The organism is Dehalococcoides mccartyi, assembly GCF_001889305.1.
In the GTDB taxonomy this organism is placed as follows: Bacteria; Chloroflexota; Dehalococcoidia; order Dehalococcoidales; family Dehalococcoidaceae; genus Dehalococcoides; species Dehalococcoides mccartyi_A.
In genome coordinates this window covers 1,085,780-1,102,723 of sequence record NZ_CP013074.1, presented here as the reverse complement: position 1 = coordinate 1,102,723, position 16,944 = coordinate 1,085,780, and the positions used below count along the sequence as shown (strand labels likewise).

At 46.7% G+C, this 16,944-nt stretch carries 12 protein-coding genes and 1 tRNA gene; 7 read left to right on the top strand and 6 right to left on the bottom strand.

Going from position 1 to position 16,944, the window contains the following annotated elements:
* Positions 1-4: 4 nt before the first annotated feature.
* Entirely contained in the window at positions 5-472 is a 468-nt protein-coding gene (gene ribE / locus ASJ33_RS06090; RefSeq protein WP_010936877.1) for a 6,7-dimethyl-8-ribityllumazine synthase, read from the top strand.
* Here ribE and ASJ33_RS06085 read toward each other — a convergent pair.
* A complete protein-coding gene (locus ASJ33_RS06085; RefSeq protein WP_011929242.1) occupies positions 469-720 on the bottom strand; it encodes an EF-Tu/IF-2/RF-3 family GTPase in 252 nt (83 codons plus the stop codon). The two genes, ribE and ASJ33_RS06085, sit on opposite strands and share 4 nt — an antisense overlap.
* Before the next feature lie 143 nt (positions 721-863).
* Here ASJ33_RS06085 and ASJ33_RS06080 point away from each other — a divergent pair, with 143 nt between their 5' ends.
* From ASJ33_RS06080 to ASJ33_RS06070, 3 genes are all read left to right on the top strand, one after another.
* Positions 864-1,100, top strand: a complete 237-nt coding sequence (locus ASJ33_RS06080; protein ID WP_010936875.1) for a hypothetical protein — start codon at positions 864-866, stop codon at positions 1,098-1,100.
* A 48-nt stretch (positions 1,101-1,148) separates the two neighbouring features.
* Entirely contained in the window at positions 1,149-1,796 is a 648-nt protein-coding gene (locus tag ASJ33_RS06075) for a biotin transporter BioY (protein ID WP_041331130.1), read from the top strand.
* A 47-nt stretch (positions 1,797-1,843) separates the two neighbouring features.
* A tRNA-Val gene (locus tag ASJ33_RS06070) sits at positions 1,844-1,920 on the top strand.
* Between the two features lie 285 nt (positions 1,921-2,205).
* On the opposite strand, the gene ASJ33_RS06065 is transcribed toward ASJ33_RS06070, so the two are convergent.
* The 4 genes from ASJ33_RS06065 to ASJ33_RS06050 all read right to left on the bottom strand — a co-directional run bounded on the left by ASJ33_RS06065 (position 2,206) and on the right by ASJ33_RS06050 (position 7,155).
* Complete coding sequence (locus ASJ33_RS06065) at positions 2,206-2,505, bottom strand: 4Fe-4S dicluster domain-containing protein (RefSeq protein WP_023652490.1); 300 nt, start codon at positions 2,503-2,505, stop codon at positions 2,206-2,208.
* 77 nt (positions 2,506-2,582) lie between these two features.
* A complete protein-coding gene (locus tag ASJ33_RS06060; protein WP_041331128.1) occupies positions 2,583-4,496 on the bottom strand; it encodes an ABC transporter ATP-binding protein in 1,914 nt (637 codons plus the stop codon).
* The gene (locus tag ASJ33_RS06055; RefSeq protein WP_041331126.1) at positions 4,493-6,718 is read right to left on the bottom strand and encodes an ABC transporter ATP-binding protein; all 2,226 of its coding nucleotides are present in this window, start codon (positions 6,716-6,718) and stop codon (positions 4,493-4,495) included. The genes ASJ33_RS06060 and ASJ33_RS06055 overlap by 4 nt, the downstream gene beginning before the upstream one ends.
* A 41-nt stretch (positions 6,719-6,759) precedes the next feature.
* Positions 6,760-7,155, bottom strand: coding sequence for a MarR family winged helix-turn-helix transcriptional regulator (locus ASJ33_RS06050; RefSeq protein ID WP_236886585.1), 396 nt, complete (start codon positions 7,153-7,155; stop codon positions 6,760-6,762).
* A 218-nt stretch (positions 7,156-7,373) separates the two neighbouring features.
* On the opposite strand from ASJ33_RS06050, the gene ASJ33_RS06045 reads away from it, so the two are divergent.
* Both ASJ33_RS06045 and ASJ33_RS06040 read left to right on the top strand, forming a co-directional pair.
* Positions 7,374-8,192, top strand: a complete 819-nt coding sequence (locus tag ASJ33_RS06045; protein ID WP_041331124.1) for an alpha/beta fold hydrolase — start codon at positions 7,374-7,376, stop codon at positions 8,190-8,192.
* 116 nt (positions 8,193-8,308) lie between these two features.
* Positions 8,309-8,716, top strand: coding sequence for a Fur family transcriptional regulator (locus ASJ33_RS06040; protein ID WP_023652485.1), 408 nt, complete (start codon positions 8,309-8,311; stop codon positions 8,714-8,716).
* Between the two features lie 114 nt (positions 8,717-8,830).
* Here ASJ33_RS06040 and ASJ33_RS08365 read toward each other — a convergent pair whose 3' ends face one another.
* A complete protein-coding gene (locus ASJ33_RS08365) occupies positions 8,831-13,723 on the bottom strand; it encodes an Ig-like domain-containing protein (protein ID WP_080775291.1) in 4,893 nt (1,630 codons plus the stop codon).
* A gap of 483 nt (positions 13,724-14,206) precedes the next feature.
* Here ASJ33_RS08365 and ASJ33_RS06015 point away from each other — a divergent pair, with 483 nt between their 5' ends.
* Positions 14,207-16,882, top strand: a complete 2,676-nt coding sequence (locus tag ASJ33_RS06015) for a bifunctional acetate--CoA ligase family protein/GNAT family N-acetyltransferase (protein ID WP_023652482.1) — start codon at positions 14,207-14,209, stop codon at positions 16,880-16,882.
* Positions 16,883-16,944: the final 62 nt, after the last annotated feature.

Below are 16,944 nucleotides of genomic sequence, written 5' to 3'. Positions count from 1 at the left end.
CAAAATGGGTAAAGAGTTTTCGGGTGTTTTAAACGGGCAGGGCTTGAAAGTGGCTCTGGTGGTGTCCCGCTTTAACGAATTTATTACTTCAAAGCTACTGTCAGGGGCAAAAGACAGCTTGGAACGCCACGGGGTGAGTGCCGACAATACGGACGTAGCCTGGGTTCCGGGTGCTTTTGAAATTCCGCTTGTAGCTCAGAAACTGGCCAAGAGCGGCCGCTACGATGCGGTTATTTGTCTGGGGGCGGTTATCCGTGGCAGTACCCCCCATTTTGAATATGTATCCAGCGAAGTGTCCAAGGGTATTGCCAGAGTAGGGCTGGATGCGTCTCTGCCGGTGATATTCGGGGTTATAACCGCAGATAGCATTGAACAGGCCATTGAGCGGGCAGGCACCAAGATGGGCAACAAGGGCTTTGATGCGGCTACTCAGGCTATTGAAGTGGCCAATTTGATGAAAAACCTCGGCTAAGTAACTTTATAAACCATGTCTCCCGGCCGTACCCGGTCGCAGACTCTTATGCCAACACTATCGCCGGCTTTGGCCTCGGTAAGGTTGGCATGATTTATTTGGATGGAATCTACTTCCTGCTCAAAGTCAGTGGTATGGCCTTCTATACGTATGGTATCCCCCACTTTGAGCTGGTCTATCAGGTCTATACCGGCCACCCCGGGATGGGCAAAATAATCGGAAACCGTACCTACCAGCAGTTCAGGCATTTCCTTATCCGTTTCCGCCCTCTCGCTTTCAGTATAAAACTGCATACACCCGCAGGCAATACCCTTGTTCGAAAACCCGCTAAATGTTTTGACATGTTCTGCTTTCTTACTTATAATGGGTTAAATCTGAACGGAGGTATCACTTGGCAAACAAAGACAAGCCCTCCATGAAAAAGCACAGTGACGATATAAGCCTGGACGATATCAATAACCGTCTGGAGCTTTTTGACCAAAGGCTGGATAATATTGATTCGGTAGTTTCAGCAGTGGTTGAACGGGTGATGAGCCAGCCGATAACTATATCCACTACTTGCCCCCACTGCGGCAAGAATCTGGATATTGCTCTGGTAGGCAACCGCAGACCCACTGTATCCAAGTAGATTTTCCTGCATCACTTTTCATTATCATGTTATGGGAGGTATGTACATATGCAAATGACAGGTACGCTCAGTCAGTTCCGTTATGATGTCTTTAAGCGGCGTAGTGCCTTAAATATATGGGCTAAAATAGGGCTGACTTTGGCAGCTGCGGGCTTGATTGCTCTGTCCGCCCAGATAAAACTGCCCCTGCCGTGGACTCCCATACCTGTTACACTGCATACTTTTGCCATCTTGCTTTCAGCTGTTTTGCTGGGCAGGTGGTGGGGCGGTGCAGCTGTTGCCATGTATGCAGTTGCCGGTTGGGCTGGTATGCCTGTTTTCAACGGCTGGAGTGCCGGTGTAACCGCCACAGCCGGGTATCTGGCGGGATTTGTTTGCCTGTCTCTTTTCCTGGGCTATTTTGCTGACAGATATATACGGGCGCGCAGTTTTACCACCATGTTTGGCCTGATGCTATTTGCAAACTTTGCCCTGGTATATATACCCGGTCTTTTCTGGCTTAATTACTGGCTGTCATCTGTTGTCGGGCAGCCTGTCAGCTTTACTGCTTTGCTGTCTATGGGGCTTGTGCCTTTTATTGCCGGGGATATTATCAAGATAGGTGTAGCCGCCCTTATTGTAAAGGGTGTCACTCCTAAAAAGGCTTTCGGTAACGAACTGGATGCCCATAAAATGGCGGGCTGGAATATCTTCTAAGTCTCATTTGACGCTAAGGTGCTAAGCTAGTAAAATATGTTTCTCTTGGGCGGTTAGCTCAGTTGGTTAGAGCGCAGCGTTGACATCGCTGAGGTCAGTGGTTCGACCCCACTACCGCCCACCATCCTGTACAATAGGTATATTTGCACTTTCTGTATTTGCCGCAACAAACGGTTTGAGTATTCTAAAGCGGTTTTATTACCTTCTTCAGCATAGTTTTACAAAGCCCCACATATCGGGTTTAGCTGTGTTCACCTAGTTCAGACATATTTATTATCAATGGTGTGTTATTTACTTATAAGGCTGGAACAGAGTTTAGGATATGGCATCCTGCTTGGTCAATAATCCGCTGCCGCTTCCTCGCAACCATCTGAATATAAAACGCCCCTTGGGCTTTTGCCGGTTATTTTTAAGTATCAGCTGTCTGGTTTTTCTTTAATTTAACGGCTTTTTCATGGCAGGCGCTTACGCAATTGCCACAGCCTTCACAGCGTTCCGCATGAATTAAACGGGCTTGTTTACCGCCATGTGCCGATACTTTCAGTCTGGCTATAAAGGACAGACGGCCTTTTTCTTCCGCAGATAGGTGATATATTTCAAATACGCTATTGGGGCATACCATGGTGCATTCTCCGTCTCCCTCGCATTTTGAAGTGTTTATTGCCGGGGTAAAATCACCGGGATTATGTTTATGGCTATTTGACTGCATGTTTTGCCTTTCTAAAATATATATAATTAGCTTGCCGCAAAGTCTGAAAGCGGGGTTATACCGGGGTAAAAATCAGATTAAGAGTCTGCTTCTGCCATTCCTGATTCAAACTGGCTGTTATATAGTGAAGCATAAAATCCGTTTGCTTCGAGCAGTTTTGTATGGTTACCTTGTTCCACAATCTCGCCGGTTTTCATTACAAGGATTATATCTGCGTTGCGGATTGTGGACAGGCGGTGGGCAATTATAAATGCGGTACGGCCTTTCATCAGATTTTCCATAGCCTGCTGTATCAGCATTTCGGTTCTGGTATCTACCGAGCTGGTAGCTTCGTCCAAAATTAAAATCTTGGGGTTGGCCAAAACGGCTCTGGCAATGGTCAGCAACTGTTTTTGACCTTGGGAAATATTGCTGGACTCCTCGTTCATTATCATTTCATACCCGCTGGGCAGGGTGTGTATAAAATGGTCTACGTAGGCAGTTTTGGCTGCGGTATAAACCTCTTCGTCAGTTGCGTCCAGCTTGCCGAAGCGGATATTATCCATAATGCTGCCATTAAAGAGCCAGGTATCCTGAAGTACCATGCCGAAAGCACTCCGGTATTCCTGTCTCTTTATATCCTGGATATTTACCCCGTCTACCAGAATTGCCCCGCTGTTTACGTCGTAAAAGCGCATCAGCAGTTTGACCATGGTAGTTTTACCTGCACCCGTAGGGCCTACAATGGCTACCCGCTGGCCGGGTTTTATATCTGCATTGAAATCTTTAATTATAGTTTTAGCCGGGCTGTAGCCAAAGGACACATCTTTAAAGCTGACAGCACCTGAAATATCCTTCAGGCTAACAGGGTTAGACGGTTCGGGTACTTCCTCGCCTTCTCCCAGAAATTCAAAAATACGCTCGGCTGCTGCCGCTGTAGACTGGAGTACGTTCACAATATTGGCGGTTTGTGCCAGCGGCTGGGTAAATGACCTGACATACTGGACAAAGGCCAGTATGTCGCCTACCTGAATAGTCTTTTGTATGGCCAAAAAGCCGCCCAAGATACATACAACCACATAACTCAGGTTGCCTATGAAGTTCATCATGGGCATCATAATGCTGGATAAAAACTGGGCTTTCCAGGATGCACCGTATAGCTCTTCATTTAGCCCTTTGAATTTAGCTATGGATTTTGCCTCACCGTTAAAGGCTTTCATGACATTGTGGGCGGAATACATTTCTTCCACATGGCCGTTTATATGACCCAGATAGTCCTGTTGTTTGCGGAAATATTTTTGGGACCGCCCGACTATCATGGAAATCAGGCCTATAGAGACGGGGACTATTATCAGTGAAGCCAGTGCCATAACCCAGTTTATAGTGAACATCATCACCAGTACGCCCAGTATGGTAACTATAGAGGTGACCATTTGTGACATGCTCTGGGTCAGGGTGTTGGATATCAAATCAACATCGTTGGTTACGTGGCTCAGCACTTCGCCGTAGGTCTTGTTGTCAAAGAATTTCATTGGCAGGCGGTTTATTTTTTCGGCTATCTGCTTACGCAGGTCATAAGTAACCTTGATGGATACGCCGGTCATTATGTAGCCCATAATATAGCTGCATATGGCACTGATTGCGTATAGCCCAACCAGAATCAGTACGATATTGCCAATATAGGTAAAATCAATGCCGGCACCTACTGCATTAGTAACTTTACTGACCAAACCTTCAAAAAGCTTGGTGGTTGCATTGCCTAACAGTTTCGGGCCGATAATGGTAAATACCGTACCCAAAATGGCTAATACCAGAGCAATAATAAGCGTAAAACGGTACGGTGTCAGGTATTTCAAAAGGCTGGCCATGGTGTCCTTAAAATTTCTGGCTTTTTCACCTGAATGAGCCATACGCATTCCGCCCATAGGACCGCCGCCCATGTGCATGCCGCCGCCCATAGGTCCGCCGCTCACCGGCATTTGGGTTCGGGGGGTATTTCTGTTCTGGCTCATGCTGATAACTCCTCCATGGATAGCTGTGAGAGGGCCAATTCGCGGTATACTGTGCAGTTTTCCATCAGCTCTTTATGGGTGCCTTTTCCGGCAATCCGCCCGTTGTCCAGCACGATAATCTGCTCGGCATGCATAACGGTATTTATCCTTTGGGCTACAATCAAGACCGTAGCATTGTGAGTCTCTTTTTTGAGGGCTTTTCTCAGAGCCGCATCTGTCTTGAAATCAATGGCGGAGAAGCTGTCATCAAAGATATATATTTCTGGTTGCTTGGCTACGGCTCTGGCAATAGCCATCCTTTGTTTTTGACCGCCGGATATATTTGCCCCTCCCTGCGAGATAGGTGTTTGGAGGCTGTTTTCAGCAGTGTCAATATATTCTGTCAGCTGGGCAATCCGGGCGGCTTTTTTTAGTAAATCTTCATCCGCATTTTCATTTCCATACCCTATATTGCTCTCTATAGTGCCGGAGAATAAGCCGGCTTTTTGGGGGATGTATCCGATTTTATCCCGCAAGGCATACTGGGTGACACTGCGTATGTCAGTGTTATCTATCAAAATCTGGCCTTCGGTTATATCGTAAAAGCGGGGAATGAGATTAACCAGAGTTGATTTGCCGCTGCCTGTGCCGCCTACAATGGCGGTAGTTTGCCCGAGTTTGGTCGCAAAAGAAATATCCTTCAGGACATAATCATCTGCGCCGGGGTATTTAAAACCTACCTTTTGAAATTCCACTGTGCCTCTGGTATCGGTATCAAAGCTTATGGGGTTTTCGGGGTCCTTGATGGCTGGTTCAGTTTCCAGTACCTCTGCAATGCGTTGGGCGGATACGGTAGCTCTGGGCATCATGACAAATACCATGGAGACCATAAGGAAGGCCATAATAATCTGCATGGAGTATTGCATAAAGGCCATCATATTGCCTACCTGCATGGCACCTGCATCTATCTGATGTGCTCCCACCCAGATAATCAGCACTCCTACCCCGTTCATTATCAGCATCATGGCCGGCATCATAAATACCATTACCCGGTTGATAAACAGAGATGTTTTAGTAAGGTCTGCGTTGGCTTTTTCAAATTTTGTTTCTTCCAGTTGCTGCTTGTTGAATGCGCGCACAACCATCAGTCCGCTTAGCATCTCACGGGTAACCAGATTTAATTTATCAACAAACTTCTGGATTATTCTGAACTTGGGTATTGCTACTGCGAAAACTACGCCTATCATAGCCAGTATTGCCATTACGGCGGAGGCAATAATCCATGACATGGAGACATCCTGTCCCAGAGCTTTGATTATGCCGCCTACACCCATAATAGGGGCATAGAATACAATCCTGAGCAGCATGACCAGTATCATTTGTATCTGCTGGATATCATTGGTAGAGCGGGTTATCAGCGAGGCCGTAGAAAATTTATCAAATTCACTGTTGGAATAACTTTCCACCTTAGTAAAAACCTTGCGGCGTGTGTCCCTGCCGAAGCCTGCGGCTACCCTTGCGGACAGAAACCCCACGGTAACCGAAAGGGTTACACTGACCAGTGTAAGCAGCAGCATCAGTCCGCCGATTCTGAACATATAGTTCATTTGCAGCCTGTTCAGGTCAATGCCGATAGTTTGATACTCTGTGGCCAGATAACTTACGGCGGATTGGGCAACCATACTTTCGGGTATAGCGGACAGATGGCTTTTGGCACTCTGGATAATGGCATCAAGCTGTTCTGCCGGTAAATTTGCCAGTGCCTCAAATATATCTGCTCCGTCAGGCAGTTCAAACTGGTCGCCCAGGATATCAGCCGCCGTTCCATTTTCAATATACGATACCATCAGTATCGACAGAGGCATAACGGTGTTTAAGCGGTTTAGGGCATTTTCATCATCAGTATTCAGCTTGTATATAGGTTCGTTTGCCAAACCGGGATAGGATTCCAGGTATTGGTTATATTCAGCGGCAGGCAGCAAATCTTTATCCAGCAGTATGTAGTACCCGGTGACCGCTGCCTTGTCTTCACTGTCTACAAAAAGGAGTATGCGGGACATTTCACTGGAACGTATAGCCGTAGGGGTGGCATTTTCAATGCCCTGTTGCTGTACGCCTATGTTTATAATTTTTGACATAAGGTCCGGCAAAGACAAGTCACTCATAGCCTGACCCAGCAGCAGGATAAAAATAAATATGATAGACAAGGTAAACGGTTTAAGCGATTTAATTAATTTCCACAAAGGGTATCTCCTCCTGAAAAGGCAGTCTATCTGTTAAGGAGCTAGAACATTTCTTCTTTGGTGACTATTTCAGGGCTGACCTTGGCAATTATTCTGGTTAGCTCTTTAAGTTCATCAGTGTTCAGAACGTCAAATTTTTTGATCGCAGAGCTGAAAAGTTCATTTTTAAACTGATGGATTTCATTTCTGGCAGACGGGGTCAGTTTTATCTTTATACTGCGTCTGTCAGCCGGGTCTGTTTCCCTTGTTATCAGTTTTTTATCGACTAATGTATTTATAAATTGGGTAATGGCACCGGGGGTTACTGAAGTCAGGCGGGCTAGCTCCTTGACGGATATTCCCGCATCATTGTACCTGCTGATTATCAAGACCAATCTGGCTTGGGGAGGGCTGAGGGAGGGCTTTATTACAGAAGCATCCCGCTGAACATTTTTCATTAAAGAAAACATACGTAAAAGAAGTTGCTGTAACAGCTCATCTCTTACCGTATCAGTTTCTTTCCGGAGTTGCTTTTCGGGCATCTGCTTTTAGAGTCCTTCCTTTTATAGTTTAGTTACTATATAATTTAGTAGCTAAATAGAAATTTGTCAAGCGGGTGATTAGTTTGCTTAAAAGAATCATTTGGTTTTATGGCTGATAGTGTTAATATTCGGGTATGAGTATTTTAACTGACAGTTTTGTCCTTCACGGAAAACCGCCATACACTTTGATGTTTTTGCACGGCGGGCCGGGTGCAGGCGGGGAATTGGCCCACTTGGCAGAGGATATAAGCCAAATAAAGGGGGTTATTGAGCCGCATCTTTACAGTCTCAGCATAAAGGCACAGATAGATTATCTGCGGGATGTTATTGCCAGTATAGGGCAGCGAAAAGTGCTGCTGTTGGGTCATTCATGGGGAGCATGGCTGGGCATTATATTGGCAGCGGCCTGCCCGCAGTATATTTCAAAGCTGATACTGGTATCTTGCCCGCCATTCTGTCAGACAGAGGCAAATGGCATTGCTGATATCCGCCTGGGGCGGTTGAATACAGAACAGAGGAGTAGATTAACAGCTTTGAATCAGCTGCTGGCTGAAGCTGATAATACTGCTGTTGCTGATGAGGCTATGGCTGAGGTCGGGAAACTGTTTCTGCAGGCGGATACATATTCTTCCCTGAATCTGCCTGATACAGCGGCAGAGTGCAGTTACCAAACGTATAAATCTGTCTGGCAGGAAGCGCTTTCTTTGCGACAGGGAAATAAGTTTGAAGGGTATCTGGCTTTGCTGGAATGTCCGGTGATTGCTATTCACGGGGACTATGATCCTCACCCTGCAAAACCAGTCTTCGAATATTTAGTAAACAATCTGACGGAGTTTTCTCCGGTTTTGCTCAGGCGGTGCGGTCATTGCCCGTGGCATGAAACGTATGCGAGGGAAGAATTCATAGCTTTGCTGAAAGAGGAAATCCGATATCACTCAAATACCGAAAATTGACGCCTGAGCGGCAGTGTTAGTGCTTTGGAAAACTTACAAAAGCAGACAGGGCAACAACGATAGTTATTCTTGACATATGCCTGATGCTTGTTATAATGCAACAAGGTGAAACTGAGATGAGTTGTTTAAATACTATAAAGCAGTCCGGTTATAAGCTGACTCTCCAGCGTAAGCTGGTAGTTGATGTTATCCATTCTGTTCCTGCCCATGTGACTGCTGAAGAGATAATAAACAAGGTTCAGGAGCAGTTTCCTGATATCAATCGCTCCACTGTCTACCGCACGCTGGATTTGCTGGAGAGTATTGGTTGTGTGGTTAAGAGCAAGATAGATGACCAGACTGTATATCACCATTCTGACGAAGGGCATCATCATCACCTTATATGCAGCCGCTGCGGACAACGGATAGAATGCAGTGACGAGATGCTGGCAAAACTTCGCTGTGATATCCAGTCAGAATACGGTTTCACCCCGAATCTGAGCCACATGGTTATAAACGGTATTTGCTCTGATTGCCGCAAATAAGTGTGTGGCTGAAAGTATATTCATTTAAAACAGATAGTATAGATTATTGCATTCGATAAAGAAGGGGCGGAAACTTTCATTTCCGCCCCTTAATATATTTTATTTTGCCTAAAGCTACTCTTTTGGCATTACCAATGTGAGGTCATGGTGGATGCGTTTCAGTTTTCCTGTTTCTACCATTCCCTCATTGGCCGGGCTGGGGTTACAGGTGGGATAGGTAGCGGTAAGGTAGTATACCTGGGATTTGAGCCCTCCAAAGTAGAAATATCCGTTGGCATCAGTAATAGCTTCTCTTATTACATTCCCCTTTGAATCTTTCAGAATAACGCGGGCATCTTTTATCAGCTTGTTTTCACTGGTACAGCGTACGTGCCCGTAAACGCCACTTCGGATATAAACGATACCTAACAGCAGAATCGGGATAGTCACCAGTGCTATCAGTATCCAGCCCCAAACCGGTAAACCGGAAGTTGAAGATGTATCAGGCGGTGTTACCGGAGGTGTCACTGGTGGCGTAACCGGAGGATTTACCGGAGGGTTAACTGGCGGTGTTACAGGCGGAGTGACGGGAGGTTGTGAGGGGCCGTCAGCGCCTGTAATAACCCAGCTTGAGGTATCTGTAAGTGATGAGGTGTTTATATCTGTGGCCGTCAGAGTTTGTGTGCCGTTGGTATTAAAGGTAACTCCCAGAATGAAAGTATGGACACCTCCATCTGCGGCAGTAAATGTGTAATCGGCAGGCAGCAGGGCTGACAAGTCTGACGAACTGAAATGGATGGTGCCTGTATAGGTGCTGGCTATCTGTCCAAACTGGTCATAGACGGTCACAGTAACGCTTACAGGACTTCCTGCAGTGGCTGTACCGCTGTTCGGGGTGAGATCTAAACGGTAGGCAGGTGCCGCACCTGCTACTACATTAAAGGAATTGCTTGTGCCGCTCATGCCGAAACCGTTTGCTGTGATGTAGTCAGAACTAAACGGAGTGTTGATAGTGAGGTTGACTATAGCTATTCCGTTTACCAAATTTACTATTGTCGGTGATAGACTGCCGCTAAGGTCGGAAAGGGTAAGCGGCCCGTTAAATCCGGTGGCTATGTTGCCAAACTGGTCAACTATGCTGATAGTTACGGAAAATGGCACCCCTGCACTTACCGTACCGGGTATGATAGTGAACTGGATATGGTAAATATAATTGATATCCCAATTTATCACGGAAGTATCGTTTAGAGCCGCATGGGTTACCTGTATAGTGGTAGTACCAATAGCGTTGGATTGAACTGCCACCACTGATTGCCCGTTAAGGTCTGTGGCAGTGCTATGGGTGGTAGTACCGCTGTCAGGGAAAATACCCGAACCGCTGATAATCTCCCAGTCAATAGATTCGTTTGGTACTGGGTTGCCGTACTGGTCTGTCAGCAAAGCCGTAAGAGTGGTGGTTCCGCCGGTATAGCCGCTTGCGGTTTCGGGGTTAAGGCTCAGGCTGAAAGGAGCTCCGGCGTATACATCAAAGTTGCCGCTTTTACCGTTGTAAGTGCCGTCTGTAGCATTCAGGAAATCTCCCAGATAGGCAGTGGTGATGCTGATGCTTATAGTGCCTGTGCCGTTTGTCAGGGTAATAGTCTGGGGGGATAGGCTGCCAGTTTGATCTATTATAGTTACCGGTCCGTTATAGCCGGTAATAGTATTGCCGAATTCATCTTTGGCAAGTACGGTAATATCAAAAGGTACGCCTGCGTCCTGATGGCTGTATATGGGGGTAAATATAAAATGGGCCATTTCGGCAGTGCCTACAGTATAGTTAGAGGTATCTGACATAGACGAATCATCTGCAGTCAGGGTAACTGAAGAAGCGGTGCGGAGTATAAGTTCACCGCTGAAGGTATGTGTGCCGGCATCTGCCGCCGTAAAAGTATAATCAAAGGGCAGGGTTGCCAGCGTATCTGTGGAAGTAAACACAACTGTGCCTGTATAACCGGTAACCAGATTGCCGTAGGCGTCATAAACGCTTACCTGTACTGTTTGCAGGCTGCCGGCAACAACACTGGCAATATCAGGGGTAAGGTCAAGAGTGGCTGCTGCACCTGTGATAATATTAAATAAGTTGCTTACTCCGTCTGCTATTCCGTCTGTGGCAAATATCTGGTCATGCTCGTATGCTTTGGTGATAGCAGCATTTGTAATGGTAGCGGTACCGTTTACCAGCGTAATAGTGAGCGGGCTGAGGAAGCCGGTCATTTCTGAAAGATTGACTGTTCCGTTGTAAATGGTTATCAGAGTATCCGTGTCATCAAGTGCATTTACCGTTATGCTGAAATTTTCCCCGGCTACAATATCCGGAGTAGGGCTGACAATAACTTCAAAATGGTCTACCGCTATCCAGTCTACACTGGAGCTGTCATTGTCAGCTGTGATAGTAGCGGTAATTGAACCGCTGGATGATGTAATGACAGCTGAGATAATACTGGCGTGTGCCTGTCCATTTGCATCTGTAAAACTCTCGGAGTAGTTAATAGTATTTGAGCCGGTCTGAGACCAGCTTACCGCTTCGCCGGAAACAGGATTGCCATATGCATCAGTCACGGTGGCGGTAAAGTGCTGAGTGTTGCCTACCAAATCTGCGCTGGCGGCAGGGGTAAGGGTTATATTGGCGGCAGCACCGGCAGTGATGTCAAAGTAGTTGCTCTGGCCGGTTATAGCGGGGTCGGCATTGTCAACTGCAATCAGATAATAGTTTGTTCCGGCTGTAGTGTAGCTGATATTGAGAGTAACGCTTCCCGCAGTAAAACCTAGGGACGGGTAGTTAAGTAATGCTCCGCCGGTAAGGCTGTAAAAGGTAAGGGTAGCCGGGCCGGTATATCCTGGCAGGGTATTGCCGGCTGAGTCTTTGGCATAGATAACACAAACCACATCAGTACCGGCAGTTACGTTGTTGATATAGTCAAATGCAAAATAGGAAAGTGTTCCTGCCTGCCATGTTACAACAACAGATGGTGTGAGTGAGCCGTATGTTGCCTGAACGGTGGAAACACCGGTTGTATTCCAGCTTAGGTTGGCGTGTACCTCCCCGTTGGTATCAGTTATTGTATCCAAGGGGACTAGTATACCGTCATCTGCCAGTGCTTCCCAGGTAATAGTTTTTCCGGGTACCGGATTTCCGAAGTAATCTGTGGCGGTGGCGGTAATAAGCACGGTAGTATTTGCATAAGGATTTGTATCCGAAGCGGTCAGTATCAAAGAATATATGTCCGCGGCTATTACGTTAAACTGGGTGCTTGTACCGCTTACCAGACCGTCCGTGGCAGTTATCGTGTCATGTTCATAGGCCTGGGTAACAGTGGCATCAGTAATGGTAGCAGTGCCGTTAACCAGAGTGATGCTGAGTGTGCTCAAAGTGCCGGTAATATCTGAGAGTGTAACCGGTCCGTTATAAGTGTCCAGCAGGCTGTTATCTGCTGTTCTGGCATTTACTGTTATGCTGAAATCTTCCCCGGCCACAATATCAGGTGTGGGGCTTACAATAACCTCAAAATGGTCAACCCCGACCCATGTTTGGTCAGAGGTGTCGCTAAGCAAACCTGAGGTCACTGTCAGGGTGGCAGTACCCGCGGCAGTAGAAAAAAGTATGGCATGGGCATATCCCTGTGAATCCGTCAGGCTGTCTTCATAGGTTATGCTGCCTGTGCCGCTTAGTGAAAAATCTATAGCCGCACCGGCTATGGGGTTACCGTAAGCATCGGTTAGGCGGGCCGCATAATTGCTGGAAGTATAAATATTGTTGCTTGATGCAGCCGGGCTTAGTGTCAGAGATGCCGGTGCGCCTGTAGTTATGATAATGGATTGGGTGGTGTCTGTATAACCTCTGGAGGGTGTTTCAGACGCTTCTATAGTGTAAGTCCCTGCCGTAGTATCACGGTAATAGAAAGACACAGTTGACTGGCTGGAATTTGTGAGTATCTGGGTTATTGCCGCACCTAGTGGGGTCAGGCTGAAAACGCCGGTAGGTGAAGAACTGGTAAGGTTTAAATAAGTATCTGCGGCGTAATTTTTGGGGTTGCCGAAGGAATCATTAAGCCGTACGGTAATAATAGATGATGAAAGTCCCGCCCCAACTGTTTGGGGAGAAGTAGTGAAAATCATATACGGGGTAAGCAGGCTTACATCACCGGTAGTGACATCAATTTTGGCGGCACAGGTTTCTCCAAAACTGTTGGTGACAGTGTCTTTTACTGTTCCCACTGCCCCTATGGAGCCAGTGGCGGTATAAATAGCAGTTATCATAGTTGCCATGCCGCTGCCGTCATCGGTGACTGTGCCGTTATCTGTATACCAGTTAAATGGTATTTTTGCTTCAAAACTATAGTGGATTCCGTCAGAAATCGCCAGCCGTCCGGCGGCATTGGCATCTACCGTGCCGGTAAAACCGGGGAACGGATTAGCCACGTTGGATAGCAGTCCAATAAAATTGCCGCTGGTAAAAGCCCCTATATTGGGGTAGGGTGATTGGTACTGGTAAAGTACGATTTTAATTTGGGGGGTTTCGGTACTGTGAGCCCATATCTGCAGCAGGTGGTCAGCTTTGCCTGCCGGGGCTATGCCCAGATTCAGCTGGATAAAATAACTCTGTCCGGGATTCATAGAAGTACCGCGGGTGTCTATACGGTAGTAAATATTTTCTATAAGATTGGAAGGACTGGCCGGAAGAAGCCCGTTTGAACTGCTCGAAAGAGCTACCCAGATATTGGTTATATCGCTGCTGGTATTGGTAAAGCCAGACCCGTCACCAACGCCGTTATTGGAATAATCTGTGCAGACATGCACTCCCTGACTGGGGGTTGCCATACTTCCCCAATCAGTGTAAACCCCGTCTGTTACCGAAAGCTGGCTTGATTCGGCAAAGGTATTGGCAGAAATGGTACTGGCAGGGGTAACAGCCAGCAGAGTGGGAAACAGCAGGGCAAAAGTGAGTACTAAACGGCTAAACAGTTTCAGGCCTTGCTTCAAAATCATATCTCATACTCCTCATCCTGGTTTATTGGAATATTTATTTCTTAATCAGCAGAGGTCACAAATGGACATACCATATATTCCCAATATATTGTTACCCCTTATTATATTGCCGGTGTCAATAGAAAGATATAGGTAATATGTCTCAAAATTACTAAAAGTCCATTGAATATTTCCGGTTAAGATTTGTTCAATATGAGATTTGATGCTGGATGGTAATGAAATATTGCTGTGGGTGAAAAATATTTTCCGGCATTTACGGTGAATATTCTGATATTTAGGTATAAACCTTGAAAAATGACTTAAAATATTTAAATAACTGAGGCAAAACTTTGAAAAGTGGGTATGGGTCATGGTATTCTATTGCACATCGGCGCTGGGCAGAAAAATACCGTGGGGGAAGTTTTTTTATTTTTTCCCGTAATAATCTTCCCTGAGCGGACTTATCAGCCTCTTTGCCCACAAGTAATTTACTAGAGGAGAAACGTGGACAAAATCAAGCTATTTTTCAACCCTAAGAGTGTAGCTCTGGTAGGCGCAACAGACAAAGAAGGTTCAACCGGTAAAATTATCCTTCAGAATCTTATCAAAGGTAAAGACCGAAGGGCTGTTTATCCGGTTAACCCGAACCGTGAGTCTGTACTGGAACAGAAATGCTATCCTACTCTGAAAGACTTGCCCGAAGTACCTGATTTGGTACTGGTGGTAGTCCCTGCCAAGTTTGTACCCCAGGTTATTGAAGATGCCGGTAAAGTGGGCACTAAGTCTGTTATTATCATCTCGGCCGGCTTCAAAGAGGTTGGGCCTGAGGGTAAAGCCCTTGAAGACAAAATTGCCGAAATTTCTAAACAGTATGGTATCCGGATCATAGGCCCCAACTGTATGGGTACTATGAGCCCCGCAAGCGGTTTCAATGCTACCTTTGCCCGTATGGAAATGCCCAAAACAGGCAACGTGGCTTTCCTGTCACAGAGCGGTGCTTTGGGTTCAGCCGTGCTTGACTGGGCTATTGCCCGGAATGTGGGCTTTTCAGGGTTTGCTTCTATCGGCTCTATGATGGACGTCAACTTTGGTGACCTTATTGACTACTTCGGTACTGATGAAAATACCAAGAGTATTATTGTATATCTGGAGACCATGGGCGAAGCTAAAAAATTTATGAGTGCCGCCCGCGGTTTTGCCCGCACCAAACCTATTATCGTTATCAAACCCGGCCGCTTTGAAGAGAGCGCTCAGGCAGCCAAATCCCACACAGGTTCCATGGTGGGTAATGCCATGTTTGTAGACGCCATTTTCCAGCGGGCAGGCGTGGTTCGGGTAGACAACATTGGTGACCTTTTCAGCTGCGCCGCCATTTTGAATACTTCAAATCTGCCAAAAGGACCGAATCTGGCTATTGTAACCAACGCCGGCGGCCCTGCTGTGTTGGCTACTGATTCCCTTATGGAACAGAAGGGCAAACTGGCTCATATATCTGACGATACTGTTACCGCTTTGAATCCGGTTCTGCCTCCTTCATGGAGCAAAGGCAATCCCATGGATATTCTGGGAGATGCAGACCCCGAAAGGTATGCAGTCACCCTTGAAGCTGCCATTAAAGACCCCGGGGTGGATGGCGTAGTGGTAATTTACACTCCCCAGGGTGCGGCTAATCCTTTGGATATTGCTAAAACCATTGTCAAAATTGCCAAGAAGAGCAAGAAACCTGTGCTTACTTCGTGGATGGGTGATGCCAACGTGGCTGATGCCAGAAAACTCTTCTATCAGAATAATATACCCAGTTTTGAATTTCCTGAAGAGGCGGTTAAGGGCTATATTTTCATGTACCGCTATGCTCGCGGACTTGAAAACCTTTATGAAACCCCTGAAGAGCTGGCAGTGGATGTAGACCCCTCCAAGGAATATATCCGTACTATTCTCAAGAAGGTGGCTAGTGAAGGACGCACCCTTCTTTCCGAAACTGAATCCAAAAAGTTTCTTCAGGCCTACGGCATTGATGCAACCGTACCGTTTCTGGCACGGGATGCCAAAGATGCCGCCCAGATTGCATCCGCTCTGCGTTTCCCGGTAGTGATGAAGATTGCTTCGCCGGATATTTCCCATAAATCAGACGTGGGTGGGGTTATCCTTGGGCTTAAAACTGAGGCTGAAGTTGAAAAAGCCTTTACCACCATGATGGAAAATGTAAAGGCAGCTTGTCCTGCGGCCAGTATTGAAGGTGTAACCCTGCAGCGAATGGTAGACAAATATGACTACGAGCTGATTATCGGCTCAAAGAAAGACCCTGTCTTCGGGCCGGTTATCCTGTTCGGCTCCGGCGGTATTGAAGCCGAATTCCAAAAAGATGTGGCTGTAGGTCTGCCGCCCCTTAATCAGGTACTTGCCAGACGGGTCATGGAAGGCACTAAAATCTACGAAATGCTTTACAAGGGTTTCCGCACCAAACCCCCGGCGAACTTACGTTTGCTTGAGGAAACTCTGGTTAAGTTCTCCAACTTGCTGGTGGATTTCCCTGAGATTATGGAGATTGATATTAACCCGCTGGCACTGCTGGGTTCAGAGGCCATTGCCCTGGATGCCCGCATAATCATAGACGAAGAATACATTAAAAATCCGGCGGGTGATCATAACCATCTTATTATTACCCCGTATCCGGCCAAGTATATCAAACCGTGGCATACCAAGGACGGACGTGATGTTATCCTCAGGCCTATCCGCCCTGAAGACGAGCCTATGGAAAAAGCCCTGCTGGAAGGTTTGTCCGAAGAATCTTCACGTATGCGCTTCTTCCACATACTCAAGGACATCAACCATTCCCTGCTGGTGCGTTTCTGCAATATTGATTATGACCGCGAAATGGCCATTATTGCCGAGTATAACGACAAGGGTAAAAAACGCAATGTGGGTGTAGGCCGTTTGATTATTGATCACAGCGGATTGGGCGGTGAGTTCTCGGTACTGGTGGCTGATGATTTCCAGCACCATGAACTGGGCGCTAAACTGCTGGATATGCTGATTGGTATTGCCCGCGAAAAAGGTTTGAAGAATTTCTACGGTGTGGTGTTGGCTGAAAACGTGGTTATGCTGAACCTGTGCAAGGATTTCGGCTTTAACGTTAAGAAGGATAAATCCACCGAATATAAAGTTAATCTGGAACTCTAAAACCAGACTGCAAGAACAATCATTGATTGAAGCGGCTCCGTGTACACGGAGCCGCTTTCTTG